The organism is Bacillus sp. AK128, assembly GCF_053903075.1.
In genome coordinates, this window is record NZ_CP096379.1 from 2,274,364 (window position 1) to 2,299,824 (window position 25,461).

At 36.6% G+C, this 25,461-nt stretch carries 26 protein-coding genes; 18 read left to right on the top strand and 8 right to left on the bottom strand.

Going from position 1 to position 25,461, the window contains the following annotated elements; all coding sequences use genetic code 11:
• Positions 1–69 precede the first annotated feature (69 nt).
• Positions 70–1,824 (top strand): adenine deaminase, encoded by a 1,755-nt coding sequence (ade, locus tag M1D60_RS11290; protein WP_456279248.1) that lies wholly within the window; start codon positions 70–72, stop codon positions 1,822–1,824.
• A gap of 2 nt (positions 1,825–1,826) precedes the next feature.
• Complete coding sequence (locus tag M1D60_RS11295; RefSeq protein ID WP_456279249.1) at positions 1,827–2,597, top strand: TatD family hydrolase; 771 nt, start codon at positions 1,827–1,829, stop codon at positions 2,595–2,597.
• 731 nt (positions 2,598–3,328) lie between these two features.
• On the opposite strand, the gene M1D60_RS11300 is transcribed toward M1D60_RS11295, so the two are convergent.
• The gene (locus M1D60_RS11300; RefSeq protein WP_456279250.1) at positions 3,329–4,288 is read right to left on the bottom strand and encodes a phosphotransferase enzyme family protein; all 960 of its coding nucleotides are present in this window, start codon (positions 4,286–4,288) and stop codon (positions 3,329–3,331) included.
• A 52-nt stretch (positions 4,289–4,340) separates the two neighbouring features.
• The gene (locus tag M1D60_RS11305; RefSeq protein WP_456279251.1) at positions 4,341–5,273 is read right to left on the bottom strand and encodes a DMT family transporter; all 933 of its coding nucleotides are present in this window, start codon (positions 5,271–5,273) and stop codon (positions 4,341–4,343) included.
• A 182-nt stretch (positions 5,274–5,455) separates the two neighbouring features.
• Between M1D60_RS11305 and M1D60_RS11310 the strand changes: the two genes are divergently transcribed.
• The 4 genes from M1D60_RS11310 to M1D60_RS11325 all read left to right on the top strand — a co-directional run bounded on the left by M1D60_RS11310 (position 5,456) and on the right by M1D60_RS11325 (position 9,664).
• On the top strand, positions 5,456–6,184 hold the full coding sequence (locus M1D60_RS11310) for a gamma-glutamyl-gamma-aminobutyrate hydrolase family protein (protein WP_456279252.1): 729 nt from the start codon (positions 5,456–5,458) through the stop codon (positions 6,182–6,184).
• Positions 6,185–6,227: 43 nt separating this feature from the next.
• Positions 6,228–6,983 (top strand): exodeoxyribonuclease III, encoded by a 756-nt coding sequence (locus M1D60_RS11315; RefSeq protein ID WP_456279253.1) that lies wholly within the window; start codon positions 6,228–6,230, stop codon positions 6,981–6,983.
• Positions 6,984–7,342: 359 nt separating this feature from the next.
• The gene (locus M1D60_RS11320; protein WP_456279254.1) at positions 7,343–7,729 is read left to right on the top strand and encodes a VOC family protein; all 387 of its coding nucleotides are present in this window, start codon (positions 7,343–7,345) and stop codon (positions 7,727–7,729) included.
• Between the two features lie 372 nt (positions 7,730–8,101).
• A complete protein-coding gene (locus tag M1D60_RS11325; protein ID WP_456279255.1) occupies positions 8,102–9,664 on the top strand; it encodes an acyl-CoA carboxylase subunit beta in 1,563 nt (520 codons plus the stop codon).
• Between the two features lie 118 nt (positions 9,665–9,782).
• Here M1D60_RS11325 and M1D60_RS11330 read toward each other — a convergent pair whose 3' ends face one another.
• The 4 genes from M1D60_RS11330 to M1D60_RS11345 form a co-directional block, all read right to left on the bottom strand.
• Complete coding sequence (locus tag M1D60_RS11330) at positions 9,783–10,088, bottom strand: MerR family transcriptional regulator (protein ID WP_456279256.1); 306 nt, start codon at positions 10,086–10,088, stop codon at positions 9,783–9,785.
• A gap of 216 nt (positions 10,089–10,304) precedes the next feature.
• Positions 10,305–10,457, bottom strand: coding sequence for a hypothetical protein (locus tag M1D60_RS11335; RefSeq protein WP_456279257.1), 153 nt, complete (start codon positions 10,455–10,457; stop codon positions 10,305–10,307).
• A gap of 15 nt (positions 10,458–10,472) precedes the next feature.
• Complete coding sequence (locus M1D60_RS11340; protein WP_456279258.1) at positions 10,473–10,610, bottom strand: hypothetical protein; 138 nt, start codon at positions 10,608–10,610, stop codon at positions 10,473–10,475.
• Positions 10,611–10,961: 351 nt separating this feature from the next.
• Positions 10,962–11,483 carry a hypothetical protein gene (locus M1D60_RS11345; RefSeq protein WP_456279259.1) on the bottom strand — a complete coding sequence of 174 codons (522 nt, stop codon included), beginning with the start codon at positions 11,481–11,483 and terminating at the stop codon, positions 10,962–10,964.
• 292 nt (positions 11,484–11,775) lie between these two features.
• Between M1D60_RS11345 and M1D60_RS11350 the strand changes: the two genes are divergently transcribed.
• The 6 genes from M1D60_RS11350 to M1D60_RS11375 all read left to right on the top strand — a co-directional run bounded on the left by M1D60_RS11350 (position 11,776) and on the right by M1D60_RS11375 (position 18,376).
• Positions 11,776–12,942 carry a GAF domain-containing SpoIIE family protein phosphatase gene (locus M1D60_RS11350; RefSeq protein ID WP_456279260.1) on the top strand — a complete coding sequence of 389 codons (1,167 nt, stop codon included), beginning with the start codon at positions 11,776–11,778 and terminating at the stop codon, positions 12,940–12,942.
• A 387-nt stretch (positions 12,943–13,329) separates the two neighbouring features.
• The gene (locus M1D60_RS11355) at positions 13,330–14,469 is read left to right on the top strand and encodes a branched-chain amino acid ABC transporter substrate-binding protein (protein WP_456279418.1); all 1,140 of its coding nucleotides are present in this window, start codon (positions 13,330–13,332) and stop codon (positions 14,467–14,469) included.
• Positions 14,470–14,597: 128 nt separating this feature from the next.
• Positions 14,598–15,584 (top strand): branched-chain amino acid ABC transporter permease, encoded by a 987-nt coding sequence (locus M1D60_RS11360; protein WP_456279419.1) that lies wholly within the window; start codon positions 14,598–14,600, stop codon positions 15,582–15,584.
• 9 nt (positions 15,585–15,593) lie between these two features.
• Positions 15,594–16,889, top strand: a complete 1,296-nt coding sequence (locus tag M1D60_RS11365; protein ID WP_456279261.1) for a branched-chain amino acid ABC transporter permease — start codon at positions 15,594–15,596, stop codon at positions 16,887–16,889.
• Complete coding sequence (locus M1D60_RS11370; RefSeq protein WP_456279262.1) at positions 16,870–17,664, top strand: ABC transporter ATP-binding protein; 795 nt, start codon at positions 16,870–16,872, stop codon at positions 17,662–17,664. Before M1D60_RS11365 ends, M1D60_RS11370 begins: the two co-directional genes overlap by 20 nt.
• 4 nt (positions 17,665–17,668) lie before the next feature.
• Complete coding sequence (locus tag M1D60_RS11375) at positions 17,669–18,376, top strand: ABC transporter ATP-binding protein (protein ID WP_456279263.1); 708 nt, start codon at positions 17,669–17,671, stop codon at positions 18,374–18,376.
• 433 nt (positions 18,377–18,809) lie between these two features.
• On the opposite strand, the gene M1D60_RS11380 is transcribed toward M1D60_RS11375, so the two are convergent.
• On the bottom strand, positions 18,810–19,103 hold the full coding sequence (locus M1D60_RS11380; protein ID WP_456279264.1) for a Dabb family protein: 294 nt from the start codon (positions 19,101–19,103) through the stop codon (positions 18,810–18,812).
• A 157-nt stretch (positions 19,104–19,260) separates the two neighbouring features.
• Here M1D60_RS11380 and M1D60_RS11385 point away from each other — a divergent pair, with 157 nt between their 5' ends.
• From M1D60_RS11385 to M1D60_RS11395, 3 genes are all read left to right on the top strand, one after another.
• Positions 19,261–19,488 carry a hypothetical protein gene (locus tag M1D60_RS11385; protein WP_456279265.1) on the top strand — a complete coding sequence of 76 codons (228 nt, stop codon included), beginning with the start codon at positions 19,261–19,263 and terminating at the stop codon, positions 19,486–19,488.
• 168 nt (positions 19,489–19,656) lie between these two features.
• The gene (locus M1D60_RS11390) at positions 19,657–20,634 is read left to right on the top strand and encodes a ring-cleaving dioxygenase (RefSeq protein ID WP_456279266.1); all 978 of its coding nucleotides are present in this window, start codon (positions 19,657–19,659) and stop codon (positions 20,632–20,634) included.
• A gap of 324 nt (positions 20,635–20,958) precedes the next feature.
• Positions 20,959–21,933 carry an HD domain-containing protein gene (locus M1D60_RS11395; protein WP_456279267.1) on the top strand — a complete coding sequence of 325 codons (975 nt, stop codon included), beginning with the start codon at positions 20,959–20,961 and terminating at the stop codon, positions 21,931–21,933.
• Positions 21,934–22,071: 138 nt separating this feature from the next.
• Here M1D60_RS11395 and M1D60_RS11400 read toward each other — a convergent pair whose 3' ends face one another.
• The gene (locus tag M1D60_RS11400) at positions 22,072–22,542 is read right to left on the bottom strand and encodes a nucleoside deaminase (protein ID WP_456279268.1); all 471 of its coding nucleotides are present in this window, start codon (positions 22,540–22,542) and stop codon (positions 22,072–22,074) included.
• 367 nt (positions 22,543–22,909) lie between these two features.
• On the opposite strand from M1D60_RS11400, the gene M1D60_RS11405 reads away from it, so the two are divergent.
• From M1D60_RS11405 to M1D60_RS11415, 3 genes are read left to right on the top strand one after another with little or no spacing between them, the layout of a single operon-like run.
• The gene (locus tag M1D60_RS11405) at positions 22,910–23,959 is read left to right on the top strand and encodes an XdhC family protein (protein ID WP_456279269.1); all 1,050 of its coding nucleotides are present in this window, start codon (positions 22,910–22,912) and stop codon (positions 23,957–23,959) included.
• Positions 23,952–24,584, top strand: coding sequence for a nucleotidyltransferase family protein (locus M1D60_RS11410; protein ID WP_456279270.1), 633 nt, complete (start codon positions 23,952–23,954; stop codon positions 24,582–24,584). Before M1D60_RS11405 ends, M1D60_RS11410 begins: the two co-directional genes overlap by 8 nt.
• A complete protein-coding gene (locus M1D60_RS11415; RefSeq protein WP_456279271.1) occupies positions 24,581–25,456 on the top strand; it encodes an FAD binding domain-containing protein in 876 nt (291 codons plus the stop codon). Before M1D60_RS11410 ends, M1D60_RS11415 begins: the two co-directional genes overlap by 4 nt.
• The last annotated feature ends 5 nt before the right edge of the window (positions 25,457–25,461 follow it).

A 25,461-nucleotide genomic window follows, 5' to 3' on the forward strand; every position in this document is an offset into this window, starting at 1 on the left:
CACATGGAAGAGGCCTAACTAGAAGCCTTGATGTATACTAATTAAACATCTAAATAAGGGGGATTTTTTATGATAATTGGGACTGACGGCCTTCAAAGAAGAATTTCAATAGCTGCCAAACGAGAAAAAGCCGATTTAGTTATAAAGAATGGTGGGGTCGTAGATGTTTTTAATCAAGAAATAATTTATGAAGATATTGCTATTGCGGACGGAGTTATAGTAGGGATGGGAGTTTTTGAGGGGATAGAAGAGATTGATGCGACAGGTAGATTCATTTGTCCTTCCTTTATTGATAGCCATGTACATATTGAATCTTCCATGGTTATACCTAGTGAATTTTCCAAAGTGGTAGTTCCTCATGGTGTAACGACTATTGTTGCGGATCCCCATGAAATTGCGAATGTTAGTGGAGTGGAAGGGATTCAATTTATGCTTGATTCTTCGGAAAACCTTCCTTTAAATGTATTTTATATGCTTCCTTCATGTGTTCCTGCCACCCCATTTGAAAATGCAGGGAGTGTACTAACCGCAGATGACCTCCGCCCCTTTTATCAGCATCCTAGAGTTCTAGGGCTTGGAGAAGTCATGGATTATCCATCCGTGCTTCAATGTGATGAAGGAATGCTCAAGAAATTGTCAGATGCTATTAAGTTAGGCAAGAAAATAGATGGTCATGCTGCAGGGCTAGATGCTAAAGCGTTGAATGTATATGCGACAGCAGGGATTAAAACTGATCATGAAACGGTCTCGGTACAAGAAGCACTAGAGCGTTTACGAAGAGGAATGTACCTTATTATAAGGCAGGGTTCCGTCGCTAAGGATTTACCAAACTTAATTGAGGTGGTTACCGACAAAAATGCGAGAAGATGCTTGTTTGGAACGGATGATAAGCATATTGATGATTTGATTCATGAAGGTAGTATTGATCATAATGTTCGATTAGCAATCAAACATGGGGTACATCCAATTAATGCTATTCAAATGGCCTCTCTAAGTGCTGCTGAATGCTATGGTCTCATAACAAAAGGAGCTGTTGCACCTGGCTATGATGCTGATCTATTAATTCTAAATAATTTAGAACAAATTGAGATTGACCAGGTATACTCTAAAGGAGTATTGGTAGCTGAGAAGGGGAACTATTTACCCGCTGATGTAATGTCATTGGAACCTCCTACTACTATTACACAAAGTATCAATATAAACCCAATATCAAAAATCGACTTGCAAATTAAGCTAGAAGGAACTAATTTTGCTCATGTGATTGAAATCATACCTAATAGTCTGGTAACGAAGCATGTAGTAGAAGAGGTCTCGGTTATAAATGGAGAGTTTGATTATTCAATAGTTAAGGATCAATTAAAACTAGCTATTTTTGAGAGACATCATCGAACAGGAAATGTAGGACTAGGGATAGTAAAAGGACTTTCTATTAAAAATGGAGCAATCGCAACAACAATTGCTCATGATTCCCATAATTTAATTGTTGCCGGGACAAATGATGAGGATATTTTGTTTGCAATCAGTAGTCTAGAAGAACAAGGAGGAGGTCTAATTGTTGTGGAGAATCAAAAAGTTCTAGCCTCGTTACCGCTTAAACTAGCTGGGATCATATCTGGTAATCCATATCAAGAGATTTACAATCAGCTCCATGAAATTAAGGACGCTCTAAAAAAAATAGAGGCATCTGAACAATTTAATCCATTTTTAACTCTGTCATTTCTAGCATTGCCGGTCATACCGGAACTAAAATTAACGGACATGGGATTGTTTGATGTTAAGAGTTTTAAGCATATCGAGATTGCTTCAAAGAACAGGGAGGTATAGAGTTGTTCGATTCCCATATACATCTTGATCAATATGAAAATATTGATCAACACATTGCTAGCTGGATGATAGCAGGTGTTAGCGGTGTGATAGCAGTTTCGTCTGATCTCTCTTCCTCTTATCGAACCCTAGAGCTTCAGTATAAATATCCGAATTTTGTCCATGTAGCAGTTGGTTTTCATCCTGAGAGAGAACTTCCAACAGACTCTGATTTTAGAGAATGGGAAGCACTTGTAAGCAGTGAGCGGGAAAGAATTAGTGCGGTTGGAGAGGTTGGCTTGCCACATTACCAGTTAAACGAATTACCAGGTACAATTGAGCATTATCTCGAATTTTTTTCAGAATGTATAGCAGTTGCCTCACGTCATGAATTGCCAATTGCTCTTCATGCAGTTCATGACAAGGCATTGATGGTATACAACGTATTACAGGAGTACCAAATTAAAAATGCCCATTTTCATTGGTTAAAGGCTCCGCCTGAAGTGGTAGATCTCATCGTAAATAGAGGTTATTATATATCGGTTACTCCAGAAGTATGCTATCGAAATCGGGACCAAGTCTTAGGTAAGAACGTCCCACTATCACAGCTATTAATTGAAACCGATGGTCCTTGGAACTATAACGGTCAGTTTCGAAATCAAGAAACTTCACCACTGTTTTTAAAGGAAATCATTTCTTCTCTTGCCTTAATAAGGGGGCAGGCTATAGAAGAAATTCTTGAAAAAACCATTCAGAATACAATTAAATGTTACCGTTTGAATCCTTTTAAATAATCCTGTTCTTGAAAGAGACATAATAAAAGGGCCTAGGACAAAATCTAATACACCATTACCAGATCCGAATAATCTCTAAATTAGTCTACCTATTAAATATAATACTGTTTTCGTTTTTTTCATTCTTATTAACTAGTTAAGCTGGAAAAACAGGGTTGTTCCATTGCGCTGCAGCCGCTCGCTTTCCGCGGGGAGGAATCTGAGCCTCCTCATAGAAAAGTGGAAGTGCCCGGTTAGCTCCGACAAGCAAATGTTCCTACATCAAGAAAAGGGTGCTCTTTCCCATTTCTTGATGTAGGGTTATTTGACCTCGAGGAGCTGGGCACTGCAACTAGACAAGCTACGCCTGCGGTGTCTCAGCCTTTCCTCTATCTCCCGCAGGAGTCGAGCGTCTTCCGCTCCATTCCACTAGTTTTAAAAAAAGAATGCAATTATAAACAAATCAATAAAAGTAACTAAAAAGACCCGAACTAGCAGGTGAAAGATACATCAAAAAATCACCTAATTGTTCAGGTTTTTCACTAACTAAAATACATATGTCCCAGCCTCTTTTTAAAGGAAGGCTGTGTTAAACCTCGTTGTTGATTTTCGTTACAGGACACTCGCTTTCCGTGGGGCGTGCGGTGAGCCTCCTCGGCTGCGCCTGTGGGGTCTCACCTGTCACGCTACTCCCACAGGAGTCTCGCGTCCTTCCACTTCAATCAACTGTGCAAAAAAATCAACATTGTACTTTAACAGAGCCTAAAGGAAAAATCTATGTTTAGTAATGAGTTATTTTTCTTTAGTTGCGATTCATAAACTTGCACTAAATTTTCTTTTTCAGTTTCATTCAAGGTTGAATACTTTCTATTCATTATAAATAAATGCCTTAATTCTAAGAAAGATTGAAAATAATCTATCCATAAATAATCAAACAAGTTTTCACTCTCATATCCAGTTAGAAACTCTGTGATGAAAAAGTTTGCAAAGTCATTTCGATCCTTAGGAGAGATTGAAAAATTAAAGGTTTCATTATAAAGAGTCTTTGCTATATCATTAATAAACCAGCTATATTCTGCATCATCAAAATCAATAACTGTCAAAGAGTTATCTTTCATAAGAAAGTTTTGATGATGAAAATCAGAATGGATTAGACCGTAATGATTAGAATTTGATGGTAATGAAATGATATGTTTTTTTATTTGCTCATATTTTTTTTTGAATGTAGGATGATTTGAAGTTATTGTTTTTAAATATTTATTCTCAAACCAATGCTTCCGTTGCGATGTGTGAGGAGGAGAGTATACTTTTGATACTCTATGAATCTTCCCCATACAGGCACCCCAGTTTTGAATAATTTGAGGGGTGAAGTCTTTCTGATCAAGCAATCGTCCAATTGCCTTATGGAAAGCAATTATTGAATAATAGCTATTTCCGTCGATGAATTTTTCGACAAAGATTCCATTCTTTGAATGAATAGGGACAGATACTGGGACGTTGGATTGAGACAGAAAGTGAAGCCAGTCTGCTTCAGCATTTACTTCTTCATGACTTCGATGGTTATCATGAATAATCTTTAGAATATATTCTTTATCATCTGAGCAATAAGAATATACAAAGCTTTCGTTTCCGTCTAAATTTTCAAGTGAATCTGGGTCGATTTTATATAACTGAATAACTTCCATTAGTAGCTTTTGATTCAGTTGCTTCATTGTACATCACTCCTGAACCGCTTCTTTATTTTATTATTTCCCCAACTTAACTTTAACTTGCTATATAGGGTTGTTTTTTCTTGGTTTTAACAAACAACCTTTTATTACTAGTTCCAATATAAACGCCTGTCAGTACAAATGCCGCACCAATTCCATGTGCCCAGGTGAACGTTTCTCCTAAAAAAAGGGTGGCCATGATAACCGCAGATAGCGGCATTACGTTAATAAAGATAGAAGCTTTTGCGGCTCCGACTTCCTTGATGCCATTGTAATACATAACGAAAGAAATAACGGTTACAAACACGCTCATATGAATAATCGCAATCCATGCATCAAAACTTGCTAGTTGAATATCCTGCCAGCTTGTCTCGATGAAGGCGAAAGGGAATAACATAACTGTTCCAAATGCTACAGCATAAGTAGTGGACACAATTGAACTGAATTTTTTTAACACAATCTTACCAATAACACTATATAAAGCCCAACTAATAACAGCGCCGACTAATATAAAATCAATGGGTTCAAAACCGAGTCTGATGAGCGAAAGAAAATGACCTTCAGTTACAATAAATGCTACCCCAGTCAAGGCAACAATCATCCCAATGATATTATTCTTGGAGATTTTTTCTTTTAAAAATAATCCCGATAAAATAACAATTAATACAGGATTAGACGCAATGAAAATTGAACTTTTAATCACGGGTGCATGCTTACTTGCTAGAAAAAAGAAAATATTATACAGAGCAATGCCGGTTAGTCCAAGTATGGCAAATAATCCATAATCCTTTATGGTTGGTTTAATTCGCTTCTTATCCATCACCCACATGATTGGAAATAAAAGAATAGCTGCTCCTAAAAATCGTAAAAAAGCAACGGTTGCTGGTTCAAAGCTTTGAACTGCAAATTTACCTGCTATAAACGCACTCCCCCAGGTTGCTGTTGCGATTGTTAACATCCCATATGTTAGCCAAAGTTTCTTATTCAATTCAATCCCTTCATTCTTTGCAAATTTTATAGTTGTATTGTAACATCTTTTCGTAACTCGAAATAACTTTTTTTCATATTAAGTTTCTATTTTTCCTCCTTTTAAATGATTGTGAAAAAGGGTCGATTGTCTTATAGTACTAGTAGGTATGGTAGTTTAGTAGGTTAATGGAGGAACAATCTATGAAGAAGCCTATAATAGGAATCACGGGTGCTTATGTAAAACATAATCAACATATGGAAGGGGTGTATGTTCATCATGATTACCACAGAAGTGTGGCAGCGAATGGTGGACTCCCAATTATCCTTCCTTATATAAATTCTGAGCTTGCCATTGAGATGATCCAATTATGTGATGGGATTATCTTAAGCGGAGGAGAGGATGTCGAACCCTCCTTTTACGGAGAAGATCCACATATTCATTTAGGGGCGACTATTCCGGAGAGAGACCAAGTGGAGATAACGATTGCAAAATATGCTATTGATCATGATATTCCACTATTGGCCATCTGTAGAGGTGTGCAAATCCTCAATGTAGCCTTAGGGGGGACGTTGATACAGGATATCCCTAGTCAGTCAAAGGACCCTATTCAACATTCACAAATTGTTGACCGTGGAAGGGATACGCACTGGGTAAACATTACTAGTAGCAGTAGGCTTTATTCAATATTCGGTAGTGAAAAGTTGCGGGTAAATAGCTTACATCACCAGTCCATTCATACACTTGGTAAGGATTTATGTGTTGTCGCTATCTCTTCTGATGGAATTATCGAGGCAGTTGAATATACAAAGCCGTCAAGATTTACTCTAGGTGTACAATGGCATCCTGAGTCTATGACAAAGTCGAATGAATTAATGAATGAGCTGTTTGTTGAATTTCTCAAATGTAGCCAAAAGGCTATTACTCTATAATAACAACAACCAAGAGATTACTAGAAAGTAAGGAGTTTTAAAGATGAAACTAATATCTTGGAATGTTAATGGTCTAAGAGCCTGTGTGAAAAAGGGGTTTTTGGAGTATTTTCATGAAATGGATGCAGATATATTCTGTGTTCAAGAAACAAAACTACAAGAAGGCCAGATTGATTTAGAGCTAGACGGATATTATCAGTTTTGGAATTATGCTGAGAAGAAGGGGTATTCAGGTACAGCGGTCTTCACAAAGCATCCACCATTGTCTGTTTCCTATGGAGTTGGAGAGAAAGAAGAGCAGACCGAAGGAAGAATTATCACTCTTGAGTATGATAACTTCTATTTAGTAAATGTTTACACTCCTAATTCACAAAGAGATCTAGCTAGACTTCCTTTCAGACTGGACTGGGAAGTTGAGTTAAGAGCATACCTACTAAAATTAGAAACTGTGAAACCAGTCATCCTTTGTGGTGATTTAAACGTCGCTCATCAAGAGATGGATTTAAAGAATCCTAAATCTAATAAAGGAAACTCTGGGTTCACAGAAGAAGAACGAGCAGAGATGACGAAATTACTAGAATGTGGATTTATTGATTCTTTTAGACATTTGTATCCAGATAAAAAAGATAGCTTTACATGGTGGTCGTATATGAGCAAGGTAAGAGAAAGGAATATAGGATGGCGAATTGACTATTTTATCCTATCGTCCAAACTACAAGAGGTATTAAAAGATTCCCAAATTCACTCTACTGTTTTAGGAAGCGATCACTGTCCAGTTTGTATTGAATTAGATTTGTAGACATTCACAAAAGCGATCAACTAAAGAAATAAGAGCTTAGTTGATTGCTTTTTTATTTTCTGGCTGTGTTAAAGTACAGTGTTGATTTTAGCAGAGTTGATTGAAGTGGAAGGCCGCGAGACTCCTGCGGGAGAAGCGTGGTGAAGGAGACCCCGCAGGCGTGAAGCGTCGAGGAGGCTCCCGAACCCGCCCGCGGAAAGCGAGTGTCCTGGAACGGAAATCAACAACTAACTTTAACAAAGCCTATTTTTAAAGGGGAAATTTAAGTTAATACTTAAATTCAGACAACTTCTATAACAAAACTAAAAATGGTAATATAATCATAATTAGATAATATTACAAGATTTGGAGTGACTAAAGTGGCAATCAAGTTAGATATGGTTGGTATTGTGGTGAAAGATATGAAGCAGTCATTGGAATTTTACCGGACACTGGGGTTTAACATTCCTATAGAGGCTAACGAGGAGCAGCATGTTGAAGTCAATCAGGATGGTGTTCGTTTAGCTTTTGATACAGAAGAGATTGCAAGAGGAGTGTATGGTACTGGAAGCTTTGAGAAGGAACCAACTGGTCATCGGGTGGAACTTGCCTTTAAATGCAGTACCGCTAATGAAGTAAATGAACTGTGTGCGTTAATTGTTGAAAAAGGATATAAGCTACACAGGGAACCTTGGGACGCCTTTTGGGGACAGCGTTACGCAATTGTTGTAGATCCGGATGAAAACCTTATCAGTCTATTTGCTTAAGAGAAGGTAAAAAAGGCGGATTTTTCTATTTTAGTTCTTCTATAATATAGAGATAAAAGTTTCTTATTTCTATGATTACCAGAGTGGGGAAATTTAAATACTTCTTTATTACTCAAAACATTGGGGGGACTCAATGTTTTTTCTTATTGGAGTGTTAAAGGACAAATAAGGCATTTATTTTAAGCGAAAAATAGAAATCTATAGATAAATGAGAATTTAAGTTTGAATGTTCAGAAAATAATGTCAGATATATGCTATAATATCATCAGTTAATTTAGTAAAGTTGTTAGGTAGATTGATTATTTTACATACTAACCATTTAGTTAGCTCGGAAATGAAATCGCATACAAAATGTCAGGAGGAATCACTATCATGGATCGTCCAATTAATAATCTTGTGAATGAGGCAATTGAAGATTTATCAAAAAGAAAACAGCAAGCAAGTTTAGGTGGTGGATTAGAAAAAATTATCCGTCAACATGAAGCGGGGTTTTTAACTGCAAGAGAAAGAATAAACAAACTAGTTGATAAGGATTCTTTTATGGAATTGGGAATGCTTAATCATTCAGAAATAGTCGGTTTGGAGAATAAGTCGGCTGGAGACGGATTAGTGGTTGGTATTGGCAAGATAGGTGGCAGACCAGTAGTCGTACAAGCGGGTGATAAGACCGTTTTTGCTGGAACAGAGGGCACGGTTCATATTAGGAAAGCTAAAAAGATTCATGAATATGCATTAAAGCGGGGATTACCTATGTTTAATCTTCAGGAAGGGGGAGGATTAAGGATGCCAGATGGTATGGGGTCTGATGGTATTAGTGATAAGCTTTTCCCTAATGAGATGCTTACACATAGTCGTCAGGTCCCACTCATTACGGGAATATTGGGCGATAGCTTTGGAGGACCAACATGGGCAGCAGTATCTTCAGATTTTGTTACTCAACTTAAAGGGACTTGTATGGCAGTAGCCGGACCGAGAATGTTAGAGATGGCAACTGGACAAAAGGTGTCTACAGAAGAATTAGGAGGCTGGGACATACATGCCAGTCAAACCGGACAAGTGGATTTATTCTCAGAAACGGAAGAAGGATGTATTGAACAAATGAAGGAATTCTTTTCGTATATGCCTTCAAATGCCACAGAAGAACCACCTATGAAGGCAACTGATGATGACCCCAATCGACTTCTTGAGAACATTTCTTCGATTTTGCCCGACAAGGCCAATAGAGCCTACGATATGAAAAAAATTATTGCTGAAATTGTTGATGACCATCAGTACTTTGAATTTAAAGAACTCTTTGGTCAAGCTTTAATAACGGTGTTTGCAAGGCTTAACGGAAGAGTAGTTGGTATAGTGGCAAACCAACCAAAAAAATACGCTGGTGCTGCAGGTGTCCAAGAATGCGAGAAAGCGACAGATTTCATATGTCTATGTGATTCCTTTCATATCCCACTGGTTTTCTTACATGATACTCCTGGATTCAGAATTAGTAATGAAGCAGAAAAACTTAAAATCCCTACTAAGATTATGGTGTGGAACCAAGCGTTAGCTCAATCTACTGTACCAAAATTATCGGTAGTAATACGAAAAAGCATTGGAGCAGCCTATGCAAATATGTGCGGTCCTACGATGGGAGCAGACTTAGTGGTAGCATGGCCAACAGCCGAAATTAATTTTACAGGGCCAGAGGTTGGGATAAATGTCGTGTATGGCCGCCAGTTACAAGATGTTGATAATCCTAAAGAGGTAAGAAAGGAACTATTAGAAAAATGGGCCTTTGATAGTTCTCCTTACAAGGCAGCAGGGAAGCATTTAATTGATGACGTGATTGACCCAAAAGAGACTAGGAAATTTCTATGTCTTTCCTTAGAGGTAGCTTGTTTAAAAAATGGGTCTATGAGCGAACGTAAATTAGCAAACTGGCCAACTGGCTTTTAATAGCTTTCAGAAAAAGAGGGTTAGCTGAAACTGTTTGGAGATAAGTAATCCAAATAAAAAACTACAGACTTGTGTAGATCTGTAGTTTTTATTTGGAATACATTATAAATCATGTTCTCTATTTTCGCATATTAAAGTGAGCATTTAATTGACCGCGAAGCATTTGATTGCGAACATCACTTTTTTTCATTTCGTTGATCATATCCTTTTTAATCTCAACTGTTTGAACACCCTCTTCACGTTTATCCGCAATTTTTAACAAAATCTCAACATCTGTGAAAGAATATACTCTTGTTCCTCTTTTTGTGCGTTCGGGAAACAACAAGCCACGCTCTTCATAGTAACGAATTTTTCGTTCGGATAGTCCGGTTAATTCACTAACAATTCCAATTGTAATGACTTTCTTATCCTTATAAGAAGACATAAGTCCTCCTCCTTAACATTCTCTGTTTTAACTCCGTAGACAAAGGATATTAATTTTAAAAATAGTAATCTTAATCTATTATCTAACTTTTCTAAAAAAACCTCAATCTATATGTAAGATATTCTGACATAATTTGTGAGGTTTTGGTCAAAAGAGGGAGCTGAGGTACTTAAATTAGGAATTGCATAATAAAAAAGCCATCCTGTACGATGGCTATTAACGTTTCTTTGTCTTCTTAAACATCTCTTCAAGTTCCTTTAGTGTATATGAGTAAGGATTCTTCTCGGAAGATTGGAATACACCCTCGCTTTGGAGTTTTGATACATAGTATTGTTTCAGTTTTTCTACTGCAAGTAGAAGCTGTGTCATGAACTCAACCTCCTTTTAATGGTTTTGGACAGTTCTGAGGATTTCGTAGGCTTTTGACCCTAATAATTGAATTAATTCTTCAAACAACTCATCTCTTTTTAAATCTAATTCAATGATCTCTTCTGCTAATTTGATTCCTTTTGTTTGATCCATAACTGAACCTCCATTGGATTTATTTGTCGTACTATAGATTAATAGCTGTCAAGTTCGTGTATCGGTTTCTTGTTCAGCTTTCCTTTTAGAATTTTATATTACAAACAGCTTAATCGAAATAAGATGAAGTTTCATTAGGTTTGTTAGGATATCTGACAATGTTTTGTAAAGCTTCATTTTCTTTGTAAAGTAAAGAAACATTAAGAGGAATTTAGTGGAATTAGAGGAGACGAGTTGGGTAAAGGAGACTCCGCAGGCGATAAGTGGCGAGGAGGTGTTTTTTTTAGATAGTGGGGGGTCAACAACAAGGTTTACAGAGAAAAAATAAAAAAAGGCAATGGTAGCCTTTTTTCACAAATTGTATATTCTTTTAAAATTGTTAAGTATTTTTCTTTGTTCTTCAAGTGAGCTATCTGGCGCAACCTCTAATTGCTGCAAACGTTTTACTACTTGATTATAGCGGTGTTGAAGAATAAATTGCTGAAAGGCCATATGGAGATGAATATCTCTTACATTATCTGCTTTCATTCTAAGAGCAGAACTCAAATTATCATGAGCCATCGTTTTGGCTGTATTTCGAAGCTCTAAAGCAATCTCCTCTTCTGACATCTCAATTGTACTTGGGTTACAATTAATAGTTACAGGTTCTATATCGTTTAAACTTGCGACGGTAATTGTTTCATTAATTCGATCGTCGATGAGTGATAACATTACTTTCACGTGGTTTTTCATAATAACAAATTGTTCATAGATGGTTTGTTTTAGTTGTGGATCTTTTGTATGGCAATAGTAAGTCTTTAGCTTTGGTAATACACCCTTGTGAACAGATAAGTGTTCTGACATAAGACTTAGATCTATAGCTTTTAATATCAACCGTATCAGCCACCCTTCCTACAATTAAATATATATAGAAATTTTGTAAATCATGTATGGAAAGTTATATGCTGGTCAAAATATATGTTATGTTTCTTTTAAGTATTTAAGAAATGGTTGCTTTTGGTTGCAGATAAAGTGAATTGGGTGATATATGGAGAAGCAGAGGGGTTTATACCTCTGTTTTTTTGCTTTGAAAACATTTAATCTAGGAATCGAGTGGGATAGTCATCTGTATAAAGTTGAGTTATTATATTAATAATACTATTCTAATAAAATTGAGGAATTAATAATGACAAGACCATATGAAAGCACTTCCTTTGAAGAAATATCTAATGAAGTTATCCAGTTGTTAAAGGATTCCATTGAAGTAAATACAGTATTTATTGCTAATAATGACAAGAAATTTAATTATATTATGAAAGCGTATAACAGAGAATATGAGCTTTTGCAGGAAGGGGATACTTCACCGTTTGATGAAGTACTTTGTAAATTGGTTGTGGATCAACCTGGGGAGCCAGTAGTGATTAATAGTTTGCGAGAACATTCTCTTACAGAATCACACCCTATTACCAAGAAAATGGGTGATGGCTGTTTTTTAGGGGTGCCTATTTATACGGTAAAAGGTCGGAATGTAGGGACTGTATGTGTTTTTGATTCAAAACCATATCATTTTAAGCCTTTAGAAATTAGGTTAATCAAGACATTAGGTGGATTATTGAGTCAGTCACTAGTATTACATGTGCTGAATAATGAGTTAGAACAAAAGCAAGAAAAGATGGAAAATGATTTGCAGGTTGCTCAAGAAATTCAACAGGTAGTGTTACCGAGTTATTTGGAAACGGATGATCTTATCATAAGAGGGTTATATAAGCCAGCAGAAAAAGTTGGTGGTGATATGTATATATGGCATGAATTAGGTGATCAACAATACGCGGTAATGATGGTGGACGTTTCGAGTCATGGTTTACCAGCTGCGCTTATTTCAATGTCTATTCAATCGTTATTTCAACAGCAGATTGAGAAAGGTGCAAACCCTATTGAAATTCTATCCCAATTAAATAGCCATATGAACCGTTTCTTTGAGGAAACAGGGCAGTATTACTGTACATGTATATATTTATTAATAGACGTGAGAAATCATCTATTAACATATTTAAATGCAGGGCATCCTGAAGCATATTTATTTTCTAAAGATGGCACGCGTACTCCGTTAACATCTCAAACTCATCCATTAGGTTTTTTTAAGGAGATACAATTAAAGACAACAACGGTTCCTTTAGAAAAAGGAGCTAATCTTCATGTTTATACAGACGGCTTGTTGGAGCTCATTGGCCTGTTAGATTCAGTTAAGTCTAACCGTTTGAACGGGGAAGAGACTCTTCAGGAACTATCTGAAAAATTACCTGATCAATTACCTGATGATTTATGTTTTCTTCATATATCGGTTAAGGATTAATCTTATACAAGATGCCCCCACTTGATTTCATTCAATCAAGTGGGGGCATTTTGTTTATTGTATAACTATATTTAAAGGTTTTGTAAAGGCTTTCAGTTAAGTTGTATATTTATTCACTTAAAAGTTATTCGGATATTTTACTTCGTTAGCAGAAAGTTACGGTATGCGAAGTATGAATGCCGGTATAAAGGTATTTTCTTATTTTTTAATTTGTCAATGAAAAAAATTTACTATTTATAAAAAATAATTGTTGTCAATAAATATAAAAATAATTATAGTATTCTTAAGTTTCAAATATTTTAAAAAAATTAGAAATTTCAGGGGTGGGTCAGTTTGGTTAGAAAGAAAACAAAGGTTTTATCGTTACTTGCAACAGCGTCGTTAGCAATGGGGTTACTTGCTGGATGTGGTGGTGAAACAGCATCTGGTGGAGACAGTAGTGGTTCTGTTATTAAAATTGCAACACAATCACCTTTATCGGGTGGTAGTGCAACGCTCGGGGAAGCTATTAAACTAGGAGCACAGCTAGCCCTTGAAGATCACGCAGACAAGTTTAAAGAAATGGGATTTGAACTACAGTTAGTCCCTTACGATGACCAGGCTGATCCAAAGAAAGGTGTAGCCAACGCAGAATTAATTGGTGCTGATAGTGAAATTTTAGCAGTTGTTGGTCACTTAAACTCAGGTGTTGCCATTCCTTCATCTGTAACTTATGAGAAGTATGCGATTCCTATGGTTTCACCAGCTAACACAGCAACTGATGTTACAGACCGTGGGTTAAAAGTAACAAATCGTATCGTTGCAAGAGACGATTTCCAAGGCCCTGCAGCAGCAGATTTTGCCATTAATACATTAGGAGCAAAGAAAATCTTTATTATCCAAGATAAAACTGCATATGGTACAGGTCTTGCGGAGGCATTTAAGGGTGCAGCTGAAGAGTTAGGTGCAGAAATCGTTGGATTTGAAGGAATTACAGTAGGGGAAAAGGACTTTAATGGTGTACTTAACATCGTATCTTCTAAAAAACCTGATCTTGTATATTTCGGCGGTCTATATTCTGAAGGTGGTTTAATCATTAAGCAAGGTAGAGAAAAAGGAATTGATGTTCCTTTCATGGGTGGAGATGGTTTGGATTCTTCTACACTAGTAGAAATTGCTGGTGATGCTGTTCAAAATACTTATATTACTTCTGTTGCTGGAGATACATTTGCAACTGATGAAGGTAAGAAATTTGCTGAAGACTATAAGACTAAATTCAATAAAGAAGTAGAATCATATTCTGCTTATGGATACGATTCAATGGGAGTTGTATTAAAAGGAATTGAAGATGCAATAAATGCGAATGATGGGAAGCTTCCTACTCGTGAACAGGTTCGTGATGCCGTTCGTGGTGTAACTGATTTCCAAGGTGCTGTTACAAAAGTAACATTTGATGACAAAGGGGATAACGATTACGCTCAAATCTTTATCTATAAGTTCGATGAAACAGCTTATCCTCCTAAGCAAGAATCAGTGGTTAGTAAATAATCTCTACTTAGTTCACAACTAAATTAAGTTTTTAAAATTCATATTTTAAGGATGTAAAAAATTAATAATGGCAAGAGGGTATGCCTTTGGTCATACCCTCTTTTTACTAAGAAGGTAGGTGCATGATAATGCTAGCTGAGGTACTACACACATTACCGCAGGTTTTAATCGATGGGTTAACATTAGGAGCTGTATACGCCATTGTTGCATTAGGTTACACAATGGTTTACGGCACATTAGAGCTCATTAACTTTGCGCACGGAGAAATATTTATGACAGGTGCCTTTATTGGTACGGCTATTTTAATAACAATGACAGGGTTCGGATGGATTGCCGTTATGCCCGCCTTATTAGCACTATTACTTGTCCTTGTTATAACATCTGTACTTACTGGCTTTATAGGGATGGGTATTGAACGCGTTGCCTATCGACCGCTAAGAAAGGCCCCAAAGTTAATCACTTTAATTACTGCAATTGGAATTTCTTTTCTATTGCAAGATATTGTCCGTTTTATAACGGAATTAAAGCGTGGAAACTATATTTTGACAGGTCCAAGTATGTTTACAGATCGAATTGATATTAAGACCTCGACGTTCACTTCAATGTTTAACGATTCTTCATTTAAAGAATCATTTATCATCGTGTTCGTCATTGCGATTGTAATGATGATTTGTCTGGACCTATTTGTAAATAAGACAAAGTATGGCGTGGCGATGCGTGCAGTTGCACAGGATCGTGATACGGCATCATTAATGGGTGTGAATGTAAATAAAATCATCGCCCTGGTATTTTTTATTGGTTCAGCTCTTGGAGGAGCAACGGGTGTATTATTTGCCGTTCAATATGGAACCATTGATCCTTACATCGGGTTTATTTTAGGGTTAAAAGCTTTTACTGCTGCAGTATTAGGTGGTATTGGAAACATCCGTGGGGCAATGTTTGGTGGACTACTTCTTGGTTTACTTGAAATGTTTGCTGCTGCTAACTTAGCTGTTTTAACAAATGGAATGATGGGTGCTGAATACAAGGATGTTTTTGCTTTCGCTATACTAATCATTGTGTTAATTTTCAAGCCAGAAGGCATCTTTGGTAAAGTCGTTGCGGAGAAAGTGTAGGTGAAGAATATGAAATCATATATTGAAAAAATAAAGGATAATAAACTAACACAAGGAATTCTACTAGCCATCTTTATATTAGTAACTTCACTGAGCCTTTTCTTAGCACAAAAATCAGTTATTGCTTTCTTACTATTGCTTAGTTCATTACTATTACTTCATTTTACTAAGTTGAATCATACAACAAAATGGATTGTTGCAGGACTCGTCCTTATTGTCTTATTACCAGTTTCAGCTAGTCAAGGTTCTGCCTATCAATCCTACATGGAAGTAGTAACACTTGTTGGGATTTACGTGGCTATGGCTCTTGGATTAAATATTGTTGTGGGTCTTGCTGGATTACTAGACTTAGGATTTGTAGCATTCTTTGCGGTTGGTGCCTACACTTACGGCATTTTCGCTACTGCTCAGGCTGCTGAATTTATGCCTTTTGGAACCTTTCCTTTAGGTGGAGGAAGCTTCTGGATCTTTATTTTACTAGGATGCTTCGTTGCAGCATTATTTGGGATTCTCCTTGGAATTCCCGTTTTACGTGTAAAGGGTGATTATTTAGCGATTGTTACACTCGGTTTCGGTGAAATTATCCGAATAGTCTTTAACAATCTTGATCGTCCAGTTAACATTACAAATGGTGCAATGGGGTTATCTTCCATCACACCACCTCAATTATTTGGGATTACTTTCATCTATCCTAGTCAATTTTATTTTATTGTTTTAGGGATTTTAGTTATTGTCTTCCTATCAGTAAGACGACTAGAGTACTCTAGAATTGGTCGATCATGGAAGGCTGTCCGTGAAAATGAAATAGCAGCCCAATCAATGGGTATCCATTTAGTTCGTACAAAGCTAACTGCGTTTGCGGTAGGAGCATCCTTTTCAGGGATGATGGGTGTCGTGTTTGCTGCAAAACAAACCTTTGTTGATCCTACGAGTTTTACATTGTTAGAATCTATTACGATACTAGTAATGGTAATTCTAGGCGGGATGGGATCGGTTCCGGGTGTTATTTTAGGAGCTGCCCTCATGACCATTTTGAACATGCAGGTTTTAACTGAATTAACAAACTGGCTTAATCAGTTAAGTCTTAGTGGTGTTATAAGCATTCCAGATGCACTTTCACCTGCAAAAATGCAGCGATTTATATTTGGTGCTATTCTGATTCTATTTGCCTTATATAGACCACAAGGGTTATTGCCAGCCAAAAATCCAGTTTTTAATAAAGAGCTTTTTAAGAAGAAGTCTTCAAATAACACTGATATCCCGGTACAAAAGGAGGGTGCAAATTATGTCCATCCTAACAGTTAAAAATTTAACAAAAAGGTTTGACGGACTTGTTGCCAACCAAGATGTAAGTCTGACAGTCGAAAAAGGTTCTATTACAGCTGTAATTGGACCAAATGGTGCAGGAAAAACAACCTTTTTTAATATGGTAACAGGTGTTTATCAACCTACCGAGGGTAGCATTTTGTTAGAGGATCAATCAATTGTAGGAATGAAACCCCATTCCATTTCTAAGAAAGGAATTGCTAGAACCTTTCAGAACATTCGACTATTTGGAAACATAACGGTCTTAGAGAATGTAATGGTTGGAATGCATAACCATCTAAAAGTGGGTCTAGTAGGTACAATCCTCCAACTACCAAGGTTTAAAAAAGAGGAATTAGCAGCACAAACTGAAGCGTATCGTCTTCTTGAATATGTAGGCTTAGCTAATCATCTTAATGATGATGCCGATAGTTTACCATATGGTGCACAAAGAAGGTTAGAAATTGCCCGTGCTTTAGCGACAAAGCCAAAGGTACTTTTATTAGATGAGCCGGCTGCGGGAATGAATCCAAGGGAAACGAAGGAGTTAACTGATCTGATTCATCGGATTAGAAAAGAATTTGATGTGACAATTGTCCTTATTGAGCATGATATGAAGCTGGTAATGGAGATCTCAGAGCAAATATTTGTGTTAGATCACGGTGAAAAAATAGCCGAAGGAAACCCTGATCAAATTCGAAATAATCCGAAAGTAATTGAGGCTTACTTAGGTAGTGGTGCTACCACACCATCGGTTACTTCTATAGGAGGATAAAGGTATGCCAATACTTGAACTGAATAATATACACGCATACTATGGCGGAATTCATGCTTTAAAAGGAATTACTCTACATGTTAATAAAGGTGAAATTGTATCGCTAATCGGAAGTAATGGGGCAGGGAAATCAACCACATTAAAAACAATTAGTGGTGGAGTTAAGCCGAAAGAAGGAACGATCCTGTTAAACGGGAAAAATATTTCGGAAGTACCTCCTCATGAAACAGTTGTCTCGGGCATTGCACATGTACCAGAGGGTAGAAAGATTTTTCCGAGATTAACCGTAAAAGAGAACCTAGAAATGGGTGCCTTTTCGGTAAAAGATAAAAAACTTATTGCGGAAAGAATGGAAAAGGTATTTCATTACTTCCCTCGGGTCAAGGAACGTGTGAATCAGCGCGGAGGAACCATGAGCGGTGGAGAACAACAGATGCTTGCAATGGGAAGAGCGTTAATGAGTGGCCCCAATATATTAATGTTGGATGAGCCATCAATGGGCCTTGCACCCATTATTGTTGAACAAATTTTCACGATTATTAAAGAACTGAATGAGTCTGGAATGACCATTTTATTAGTTGAACAAAATGCTTACCAAGCGCTTCAAATAGCTAATCGAGGGTATGTCATTCAAACCGGTGAAATAAAAATGACAGGAACGAATCTTGAATTACTAGGTGATGAACAAATTAAGGAAGCCTATTTAGCTTAAGAGGGGCACTAAATAAGAAGAAGAGGCTGGGACAAAACCTAATACACCGGTCTCAAAGCCGAACAAACTCTAAAATTAGTTTACTATCAATTTAATACTTTTTCGTTTACTTTGTTACTGATTAAAGAGTAAAGGTGGAAGGACAAGGTTGTTACATTTCGCTTCAGACACTCGCTTTCCGCGGGGAGGAATCTGAGCCTCCTCGGCTACGCCTGCGGGGTCTCAGCCTTTCCTCTACGCCCCGCAGGAGTCGAGTGTCTTCCGCTCCATTCCACTAGTTTTTTAAAATAGTATGCAAAATCAACTAATTAATTGAAGGTAACAAATAAAGACCCGAACTAGAAGGTGAAAGATACATTAAAAATTCACCTACTAGTTCGGGTTTATCACTGGCTAAAATAATTATCTTCCAGCCTCTTTGTATTTATAGTAACTAGATTTCTATATCCACGCCGATGCTATCAATTCTACCTGCTTCTCGGATGAACGAAGCTACAGCTTGATGATCTTCGTTTGTTGTATATGCATCAAGTGCTGCTTGGTCCTCAAACCTTACCATTAATACAACCTGATATTCCTTGCTTCTTTCAGCAAGATTTAGTCCCGCATGAATTTCTACAATTCCAGTCAACACATTTTCCAATGCTTTAAAACGAGTAACAACCTCTTGTAGAGTTTCAGGAGTTGTTGTATCTGAGAATTTTATAAGTACTGTACGTTGGATCATTTCGATTCCTCCCATTATGTATTACCTGTTTATTTTACAGTTGTATATGAGGGATTTCAATTGATTAACTAAAAAATCGTCATTACGTCAACTTATATGAATAAACTACTATTTTAAGTTCAATCTATGTACATATATATACATTGGAGGCATTATCGTGGACGAATATAAAATTAATCATATGATTGTGGATGAACATTTTCAAGGGGAAGAATCTGTAACGGTTGAATTTACGTATCAACAAAATAATTACAGTATTACCTATAACAAGGAAGACTTTGAAGTGATTAATAGTTGGTACTTTAAAGAGGATCAAACAATACCCGCTAATCTTTCTGATACCATCATTGAATCTATTAGAGAAGAAATAAAGCATATGGTTTAAGAGAAGAGAATGGATAGGGAGAGGAAGTAGTGTTGAAAAAGGGCTTAATCAATTTTGACAAATAATAAGCTCTGTGATATATTTATCTCGAATTAAAGATATATTAATTAAAGATATTGATTGTTAGAAAAAATTCCATTAATTTATATAAGGTTGGAGGAATGAGAAGTGAACGGTTTAAAAGGCGTGCATCATGTTACAGCCATTACAAGTAGTGCAGAGAAAAATTACCAATTTTTCACTTATACTTTAGGGATGAGGTTAGTAAAGAAGACAGTGAATCAGGATGATATTCAGACCTACCATTTATTTTTTGCCGATGATACTGGTAGTCCTGGTACTGATATGACTTTTTTTGATTTTCCTCGTATTCCTAAGGGAGTACATGGAACAAATGAAATTTTTAAAACATCCTTCCGTGTACCAACGGATGCAGCTTTAGAATATTGGAAAGATCGATTTGACCGTCTTGATGTTAAACACACTGGAATTAAAGAACAGTTTGGTAAAAAGACTTTATCCTTTGTTGATTTTGATGACCAACATTATCAGTTGATTTCTGATGAGTATAACAAAGGAGTAGCGTCAGGAACACCTTGGCAAAAGGGGCCAATTCCTTTAGAATTTGCGATTACTGGTTTAGGACCAATTTTTATTCGTATTGCCAATATAGATTATTTTAAAGAGATGATGGAAAAGGTTTTATTATTTAAGGCAGTTGCTAGAGAAGGCTCGTACCATTTATTTGAAGTCGGTGAAGGTGGTAATGGTGCACAGGTTATTGCCGAACACAACGTACTACTTCCTCAAGCACAGCAAGGCTTCGGTACCGTTCACCATGTAGCATTTCGTGTAGATGATCGCACTGTTATCGATGAGTGGAATGAGCGTCTACAAAGCTTTGGTTTTCAGACCTCTGGATATGTAAATCGATACTTTTTTGAATCTTTATATTCTAGAGTGGCGCCTCAAATTTTATTTGAATTTGCAACTGATGGTCCTGGCTTTATGGGTGATGAGCCGTATGAAACGCTAGGTGAAAAATTATCGTTACCTCCATTTTTAGAAGCGAAGCGGGAACAAATAGAAAAATTAGTACGTCCTATTGATACGGTTAGAAGTACGCTTGATCTTAAAAAGGAATAGTCAAAAAAATCTTCCTCTAGGCGAGGGAGGTTTTTTAGTTGACAGAAGTAGTGAATTGGTATAATTTAGGTGTTGTTATATTACGAGCTGTTAAACCGTGGGTTAGCCACTCTCACTTAGCTGGGCCGGTTTCGTATCTTTTTTTAGATATGAAGTCGGCTTTTATGATTTCTAAAGGATACGAATGCTTTATCATTGAAATCACCCGGAGTAAAATACAGAGGAAAATCACCCGTTAATATTCCGAGAGAGTTTAGATTAAGCAACAATGGTTTTCGAAAAGCCATACTACAATACCCTTTCATAAAGGAGAAAAAAAATCCCATGCACTATATTTTTAAAGACCCTAAACAAATTTACGATCCGTTTTACCAGCTTATGACTCCAACATTCCCTTGGGAGTATGAATTATTTCAAAGTAGATCCGTTAAAAGGTTAAAATACCTATCTCATTATGGGACAGGCTCATTTATTTCGGCTGTTAAACATTCTAGGTTTGAGCATACAGTGGGGGTATGGAGTATCATTGCTCATTTTTTTCCGGATAATCATGAGCTACGAATCGCAGCGATTCTCCATGATATCGGTCATCTTCCTTTTTCTCATGCTGTTGAACGTACTCTTGGATTTAATCATCATTTGATTACAGAGGAATATATAAAAGGTGATGAAGTTTCCTCCATTCTAGAGAAATATGACTTTAAGCCTGAAAGGATTATTAATCTTTTAAATGAAGATACACCACTATCCCATAAGACAGCATATTTAAGTGCGGATCACTTAGATAGCTTTTTAAGAGATTCCTATATGTTAGGAAAACTAACTAAACATCCATCAGAGCTAATCAAAAGAATTTCTTTTTCTAGCCACTATGTGGAAACCGATCTTGAACATGGTGTGACCATTATGAAAGCTATTCTAGATGACCACAAAAGTTTTTTAGAACCAACTTGTTTAGCTTTGGATGCTCTTTTAGCTAAGTCCATATCCTTATATGGAAGTCACCACGATGTTCAATTAGAAACGATTCAACAATTGACGAATTATGAGCTATTAGAAACTCTTATTCAGTCGAAGAATAAGGAGATTGATGAATTGTTAGACATTATCATGTACAATCCTGAGAGAATCGTAGTTAGTAAGGATGAATTTACCGGTGCTGAAATGGTTGAGGTGAAAAAGGTATACGATAAAACACCTCTTGTAAACGGTCTCCCACTAACAACTCTTTTACCTGAAGCAGAGTCAATGTTAGAGAATATTCGTTCACTAAAGAGACCATATTACTATTCGTATTAAGGTGTCGGTTAACCATCCAGATTAAGCTATTTCAGTCGTAGCTTTAGTAACAAGGTCTTACATAAGGATGGGTAGTAAGGAAAAATAACAGAAACAAAAAACAAGTTTACAGCAAAGTTCTGTAAACTTGTTTTGCATTTAATAGGTGATCTTTTCTTGAGATTTTTCCCACGTTCTAAATGGAAGATCACCTTGATTTAAATACACTTTTTGCATTGGAATTTTCCGTTGTTCCATGGGTAAGGTAAGCTCTTCATAAATAAATTGATCGTCAAAACCAATTTGGGCGGCTTCCTCCTTGGTTGCAGCATAATAGACTGCTTTTGGTCTCGCCCAATAGATTGCGCCGATACACATCGGGCACGGTTCACAGCTAGTGTATATTTCACAATCATCAAGCTGGAATTTATTCAAATATTGGCACGCTGCTCTAATTGCTTGAACCTCTGCATGGGCAGTGGGGTCATTAGATGCTGTAACCTCGTTTCTTCCTACTCCTATAATCTTTCCATCTTTCACTACTATAGCCCCAAATGGCCCTCCATGATTAGAAATCACATTCTCTGAAGCAACCTTTATTGCCTTTTCCATGTAAAAATACTCATCCATATATTTCGCTCCCTTCTAATACCATACCACTCATTTTGTTTATTAATTTTGAGAACAAATATTTAACAGAGCAAACTTTAAAAAGAGGTAACATTCATTATTCTATATTTCAGTTTGATAATCTCTTAGTTCGTTAGATTTCCTGACACTATTTTTAAAATCACTGAAACAAACGGAAGTTAATTTTTAATTTATTCTTTTTTAATAACTTGGTTGATTGCTAATAGGATTGTTGAAAATATTCTTTGTTAGATAATCTTACATATTTATTTAATTAGTTTACTTTAGGTCATATACTTGTAAAAATAAATATTCTAAAATTTCTGTAAAATTAATTTAACTGTTATTTAGATAGAGGAGGAGATCGATGGAAGATTTTTATAAAATCTTAAATCAACTCGAATTTCTTACGAAAGAGGATGTGCTTGCTACTATTATTGATGTTCAAGGCTCTGCCTACCGAAAAGAGGGGACATCTATGTTGTTTAAGAAAGATGGAACAAAGACTGGATTAATTAGTGCAGGCTGTCTAGAAGAGGATCTCTCTTATCGGACAGAAGAAATTGTGAAAAATGGAGTTCCACAAACCTTTACTTACAATTTACAAGCTGAAGGTGATCAACTATGGGGGCAAGGCGCAGGTTGTAATGGTGTTATAAAGGTATTGTTAGAACCAATAACTGGTAGTTTTACAAGCCATTTAAAAGCTTTAAAAAATCATTTAGCTAAAGGAAACCGGGTTACATTTATTAGAGAACTGCAAGGGGGAAATCCTACATCTTCTTACTTATTTTATTCAAATAATGGTGCCATGTTTGGGGAATGGGATCAGCCATTAAGCCATTCGTTAAAAGGTACCATCTCTACTTTTCATCAAATGAACGTAAAAAGTGGCATACACTATTGTTCTAAATTTTCGACTCATCTTTATATCCATTCATTTAAGCCAAAACCTCGTCTAATCATTTTTGGAGCAGGTCAAGATGCTATACCTATTGCATCACTCGCCTCTAAAACAGGTTTTTATGTCATTGTCTCCGATTGGCGTCCTGCATTTTGTAAAACGAATCATTTCCCTCATGCAGATCAACTAATCGTTGGATTCCCAGAAGAAATACTAAGAGAAGTTAGCTTTACTATTGAAGATTCCGTTTTATTAGTAACACATAATTTTGAAAAGGACCGTGAATATCTTCAGTATTTAACAAATCAGGAGTTAGCTTACCTAGGAATATTGGGTTCAAAGAATCGCACCAAGCGGTTATTCAATAGTGAAGAAATTCCTTCATCTGTTACGAGTCCAATAGGTCTATCGATCGGTGCAGAAGGGCCAGAAGAAATAGCAGTAAGTGTAATTGCACAATTAATCCAGCTTCAAAGGAGTAAGCAAAGGAAAGGGGTGTTGTCTATTGAGTAACAATAAAATCATTGGAATTTACTTAGCTGCTGGTAAAAGTTCAAGGATGGGCCAAGATAAACTTTCGTTATCTATGGGTGATAGTAAGGTAGGGATTTTAGCCTTAAAGGAAGCAGTCAGCTCCACTCTAGACCATACGATTATTGTGACGAAGGAAACACAACCCTCACTTTGGATGACAGACCATTTAAAACAACTCCCGCCTCATAAAAACTGGACGTATATTGCATGTAAAGAAGCAGAGTATGGGCAGGCGCACTCCTTACAAAGTGGAATTATTACAGCGATGAAAATGGGAGCTACTGGAGTAATGGTTCTTCTGGCCGATCAACTATTTCTCACAAAAACTACTATAGATCATCTTATCCATAGATTTAAGGAGAACCAGGATAAAGATTTAACTTTCGTGGCAGCACGCTTCAGAGAAGTACCGAGGCCGCCGATTCTTTTTTCAAAGAGTGCATTCCCCGAACTTTTAACTTTAAAGGGGGATCAAGGAGCTAGGACGCTTATTAAAGAAAAGAAGCTACATGGAATTTTCATTGATTATGAAAATGAAACTGATTTTATTGACATTGATACGAAGGAAGAATATGAAAAATGGAAAGGATCTGTTGCTACATGAATAACCAAGAGGCAAATGTATTGGATTCGACTGTTTGGATACCTGAGACTTTAGACGAGGCTTGGGAATTAAAACAACAGTTTGGTACTTCTTCGGAATATGTGGGGGGTGGCACACTTTTACAAACGAAATGGTTTAAAGAAAAAAATTGTCCACCAAATTTAATAAGTTTACTGAAAATAAAAGACCTCCATGGTTATTCTACTGAGGAAATTAACGGGATTGTGTATACACGTATTGGTGCTTTAGCCACACTTGATCAAATAAAACAAAACCATCAATTATTAGCAGAGACTCCGTTATTAGAGGATGTGATTAGAAGTATAGCTGCTCCTGGTATCAGAACCCAAGCCACTATTGGAGGAAATATTGCTACTGGGATGGGGGATGCTATTCCAGTTTTATTAGTATTAGACGCCCATGTTTCTTTATTTAATGGTAAAAAACATGAGTTAATTTCATTATTTGATTATGTAAAAGGGGTGAAGTTCCTATCAAATGCACTTATTACCTCCATTTATCTACCAAAAAGCAAACCTTCTAGTAAAGAGGTTTATTTTTATAAAAAGGTAGGTCATCGAGAGGCCTTTACACCTAGTATCGTCACCGTTTCTGGTTATTGCCGACTCAATTCACTAAATGAGGTAGATCATATTAAGCTGGCTGTCAGTGGTAGTCGTATTCATCCACAACGTCTCTTACAGAGCGAAGAAGCTTTACATCGTAAAATTTTATCAAGTGAACAATTAAGTAAGGCAATCCTTTCATTAAGAGAGGAGTTCAACCCAGAATCAGATGAACTTTCCTCATCGTTCTACAAGAAAGCAGTCGTCACTAATATCATATACTCAGAGCTTGCTAGACATGTATAAGTAGG

Coding starts and splice junctions, on each gene's coding strand:
- M1D60_RS11315 (WP_456279253.1), top strand. CDS start 6,228: ATGAAACTAATATCTTGGAATGTTAATGGTCTAAGAGCCTGTGTGAAA.
- M1D60_RS11360 (WP_456279419.1), top strand. CDS start 14,598: ATGCTAGCTGAGGTACTACACACATTACCGCAGGTTTTAATCGATGGG.
- M1D60_RS11340 (WP_456279258.1), bottom strand. CDS start 10,610: ATGGATCAAACAAAAGGAATCAAATTAGCAGAAGAGATCATTGAATTA.
- M1D60_RS11325 (WP_456279255.1), top strand. CDS start 8,102: ATGGATCGTCCAATTAATAATCTTGTGAATGAGGCAATTGAAGATTTA.
- M1D60_RS11330 (WP_456279256.1), bottom strand. CDS start 10,088: ATGTCTTCTTATAAGGATAAGAAAGTCATTACAATTGGAATTGTTAGT.
- M1D60_RS11380 (WP_456279264.1), bottom strand. CDS start 19,103: ATGATCCAACGTACAGTACTTATAAAATTCTCAGATACAACAACTCCT.
- M1D60_RS11405 (WP_456279269.1), top strand. CDS start 22,910: ATGGAAGATTTTTATAAAATCTTAAATCAACTCGAATTTCTTACGAAA.
- M1D60_RS11310 (WP_456279252.1), top strand. CDS start 5,456: ATGAAGAAGCCTATAATAGGAATCACGGGTGCTTATGTAAAACATAAT.
- M1D60_RS11375 (WP_456279263.1), top strand. CDS start 17,669: ATGCCAATACTTGAACTGAATAATATACACGCATACTATGGCGGAATT.
- M1D60_RS11370 (WP_456279262.1), top strand. CDS start 16,870: ATGTCCATCCTAACAGTTAAAAATTTAACAAAAAGGTTTGACGGACTT.
- M1D60_RS11355 (WP_456279418.1), top strand. CDS start 13,330: ATGGGGTTACTTGCTGGATGTGGTGGTGAAACAGCATCTGGTGGAGAC.
- M1D60_RS11400 (WP_456279268.1), bottom strand. CDS start 22,542: ATGGATGAGTATTTTTACATGGAAAAGGCAATAAAGGTTGCTTCAGAG.
- M1D60_RS11350 (WP_456279260.1), top strand. CDS start 11,776: ATGACAAGACCATATGAAAGCACTTCCTTTGAAGAAATATCTAATGAA.
- M1D60_RS11300 (WP_456279250.1), bottom strand. CDS start 4,288: ATGAAGCAACTGAATCAAAAGCTACTAATGGAAGTTATTCAGTTATAT.
- M1D60_RS11395 (WP_456279267.1), top strand. CDS start 20,959: ATGCACTATATTTTTAAAGACCCTAAACAAATTTACGATCCGTTTTAC.
- M1D60_RS11335 (WP_456279257.1), bottom strand. CDS start 10,457: ATGACACAGCTTCTACTTGCAGTAGAAAAACTGAAACAATACTATGTA.
- M1D60_RS11415 (WP_456279271.1), top strand. CDS start 24,581: ATGAATAACCAAGAGGCAAATGTATTGGATTCGACTGTTTGGATACCT.
- ade (WP_456279248.1), top strand. CDS start 70: ATGATAATTGGGACTGACGGCCTTCAAAGAAGAATTTCAATAGCTGCC.
- M1D60_RS11365 (WP_456279261.1), top strand. CDS start 15,594: ATGAAATCATATATTGAAAAAATAAAGGATAATAAACTAACACAAGGA.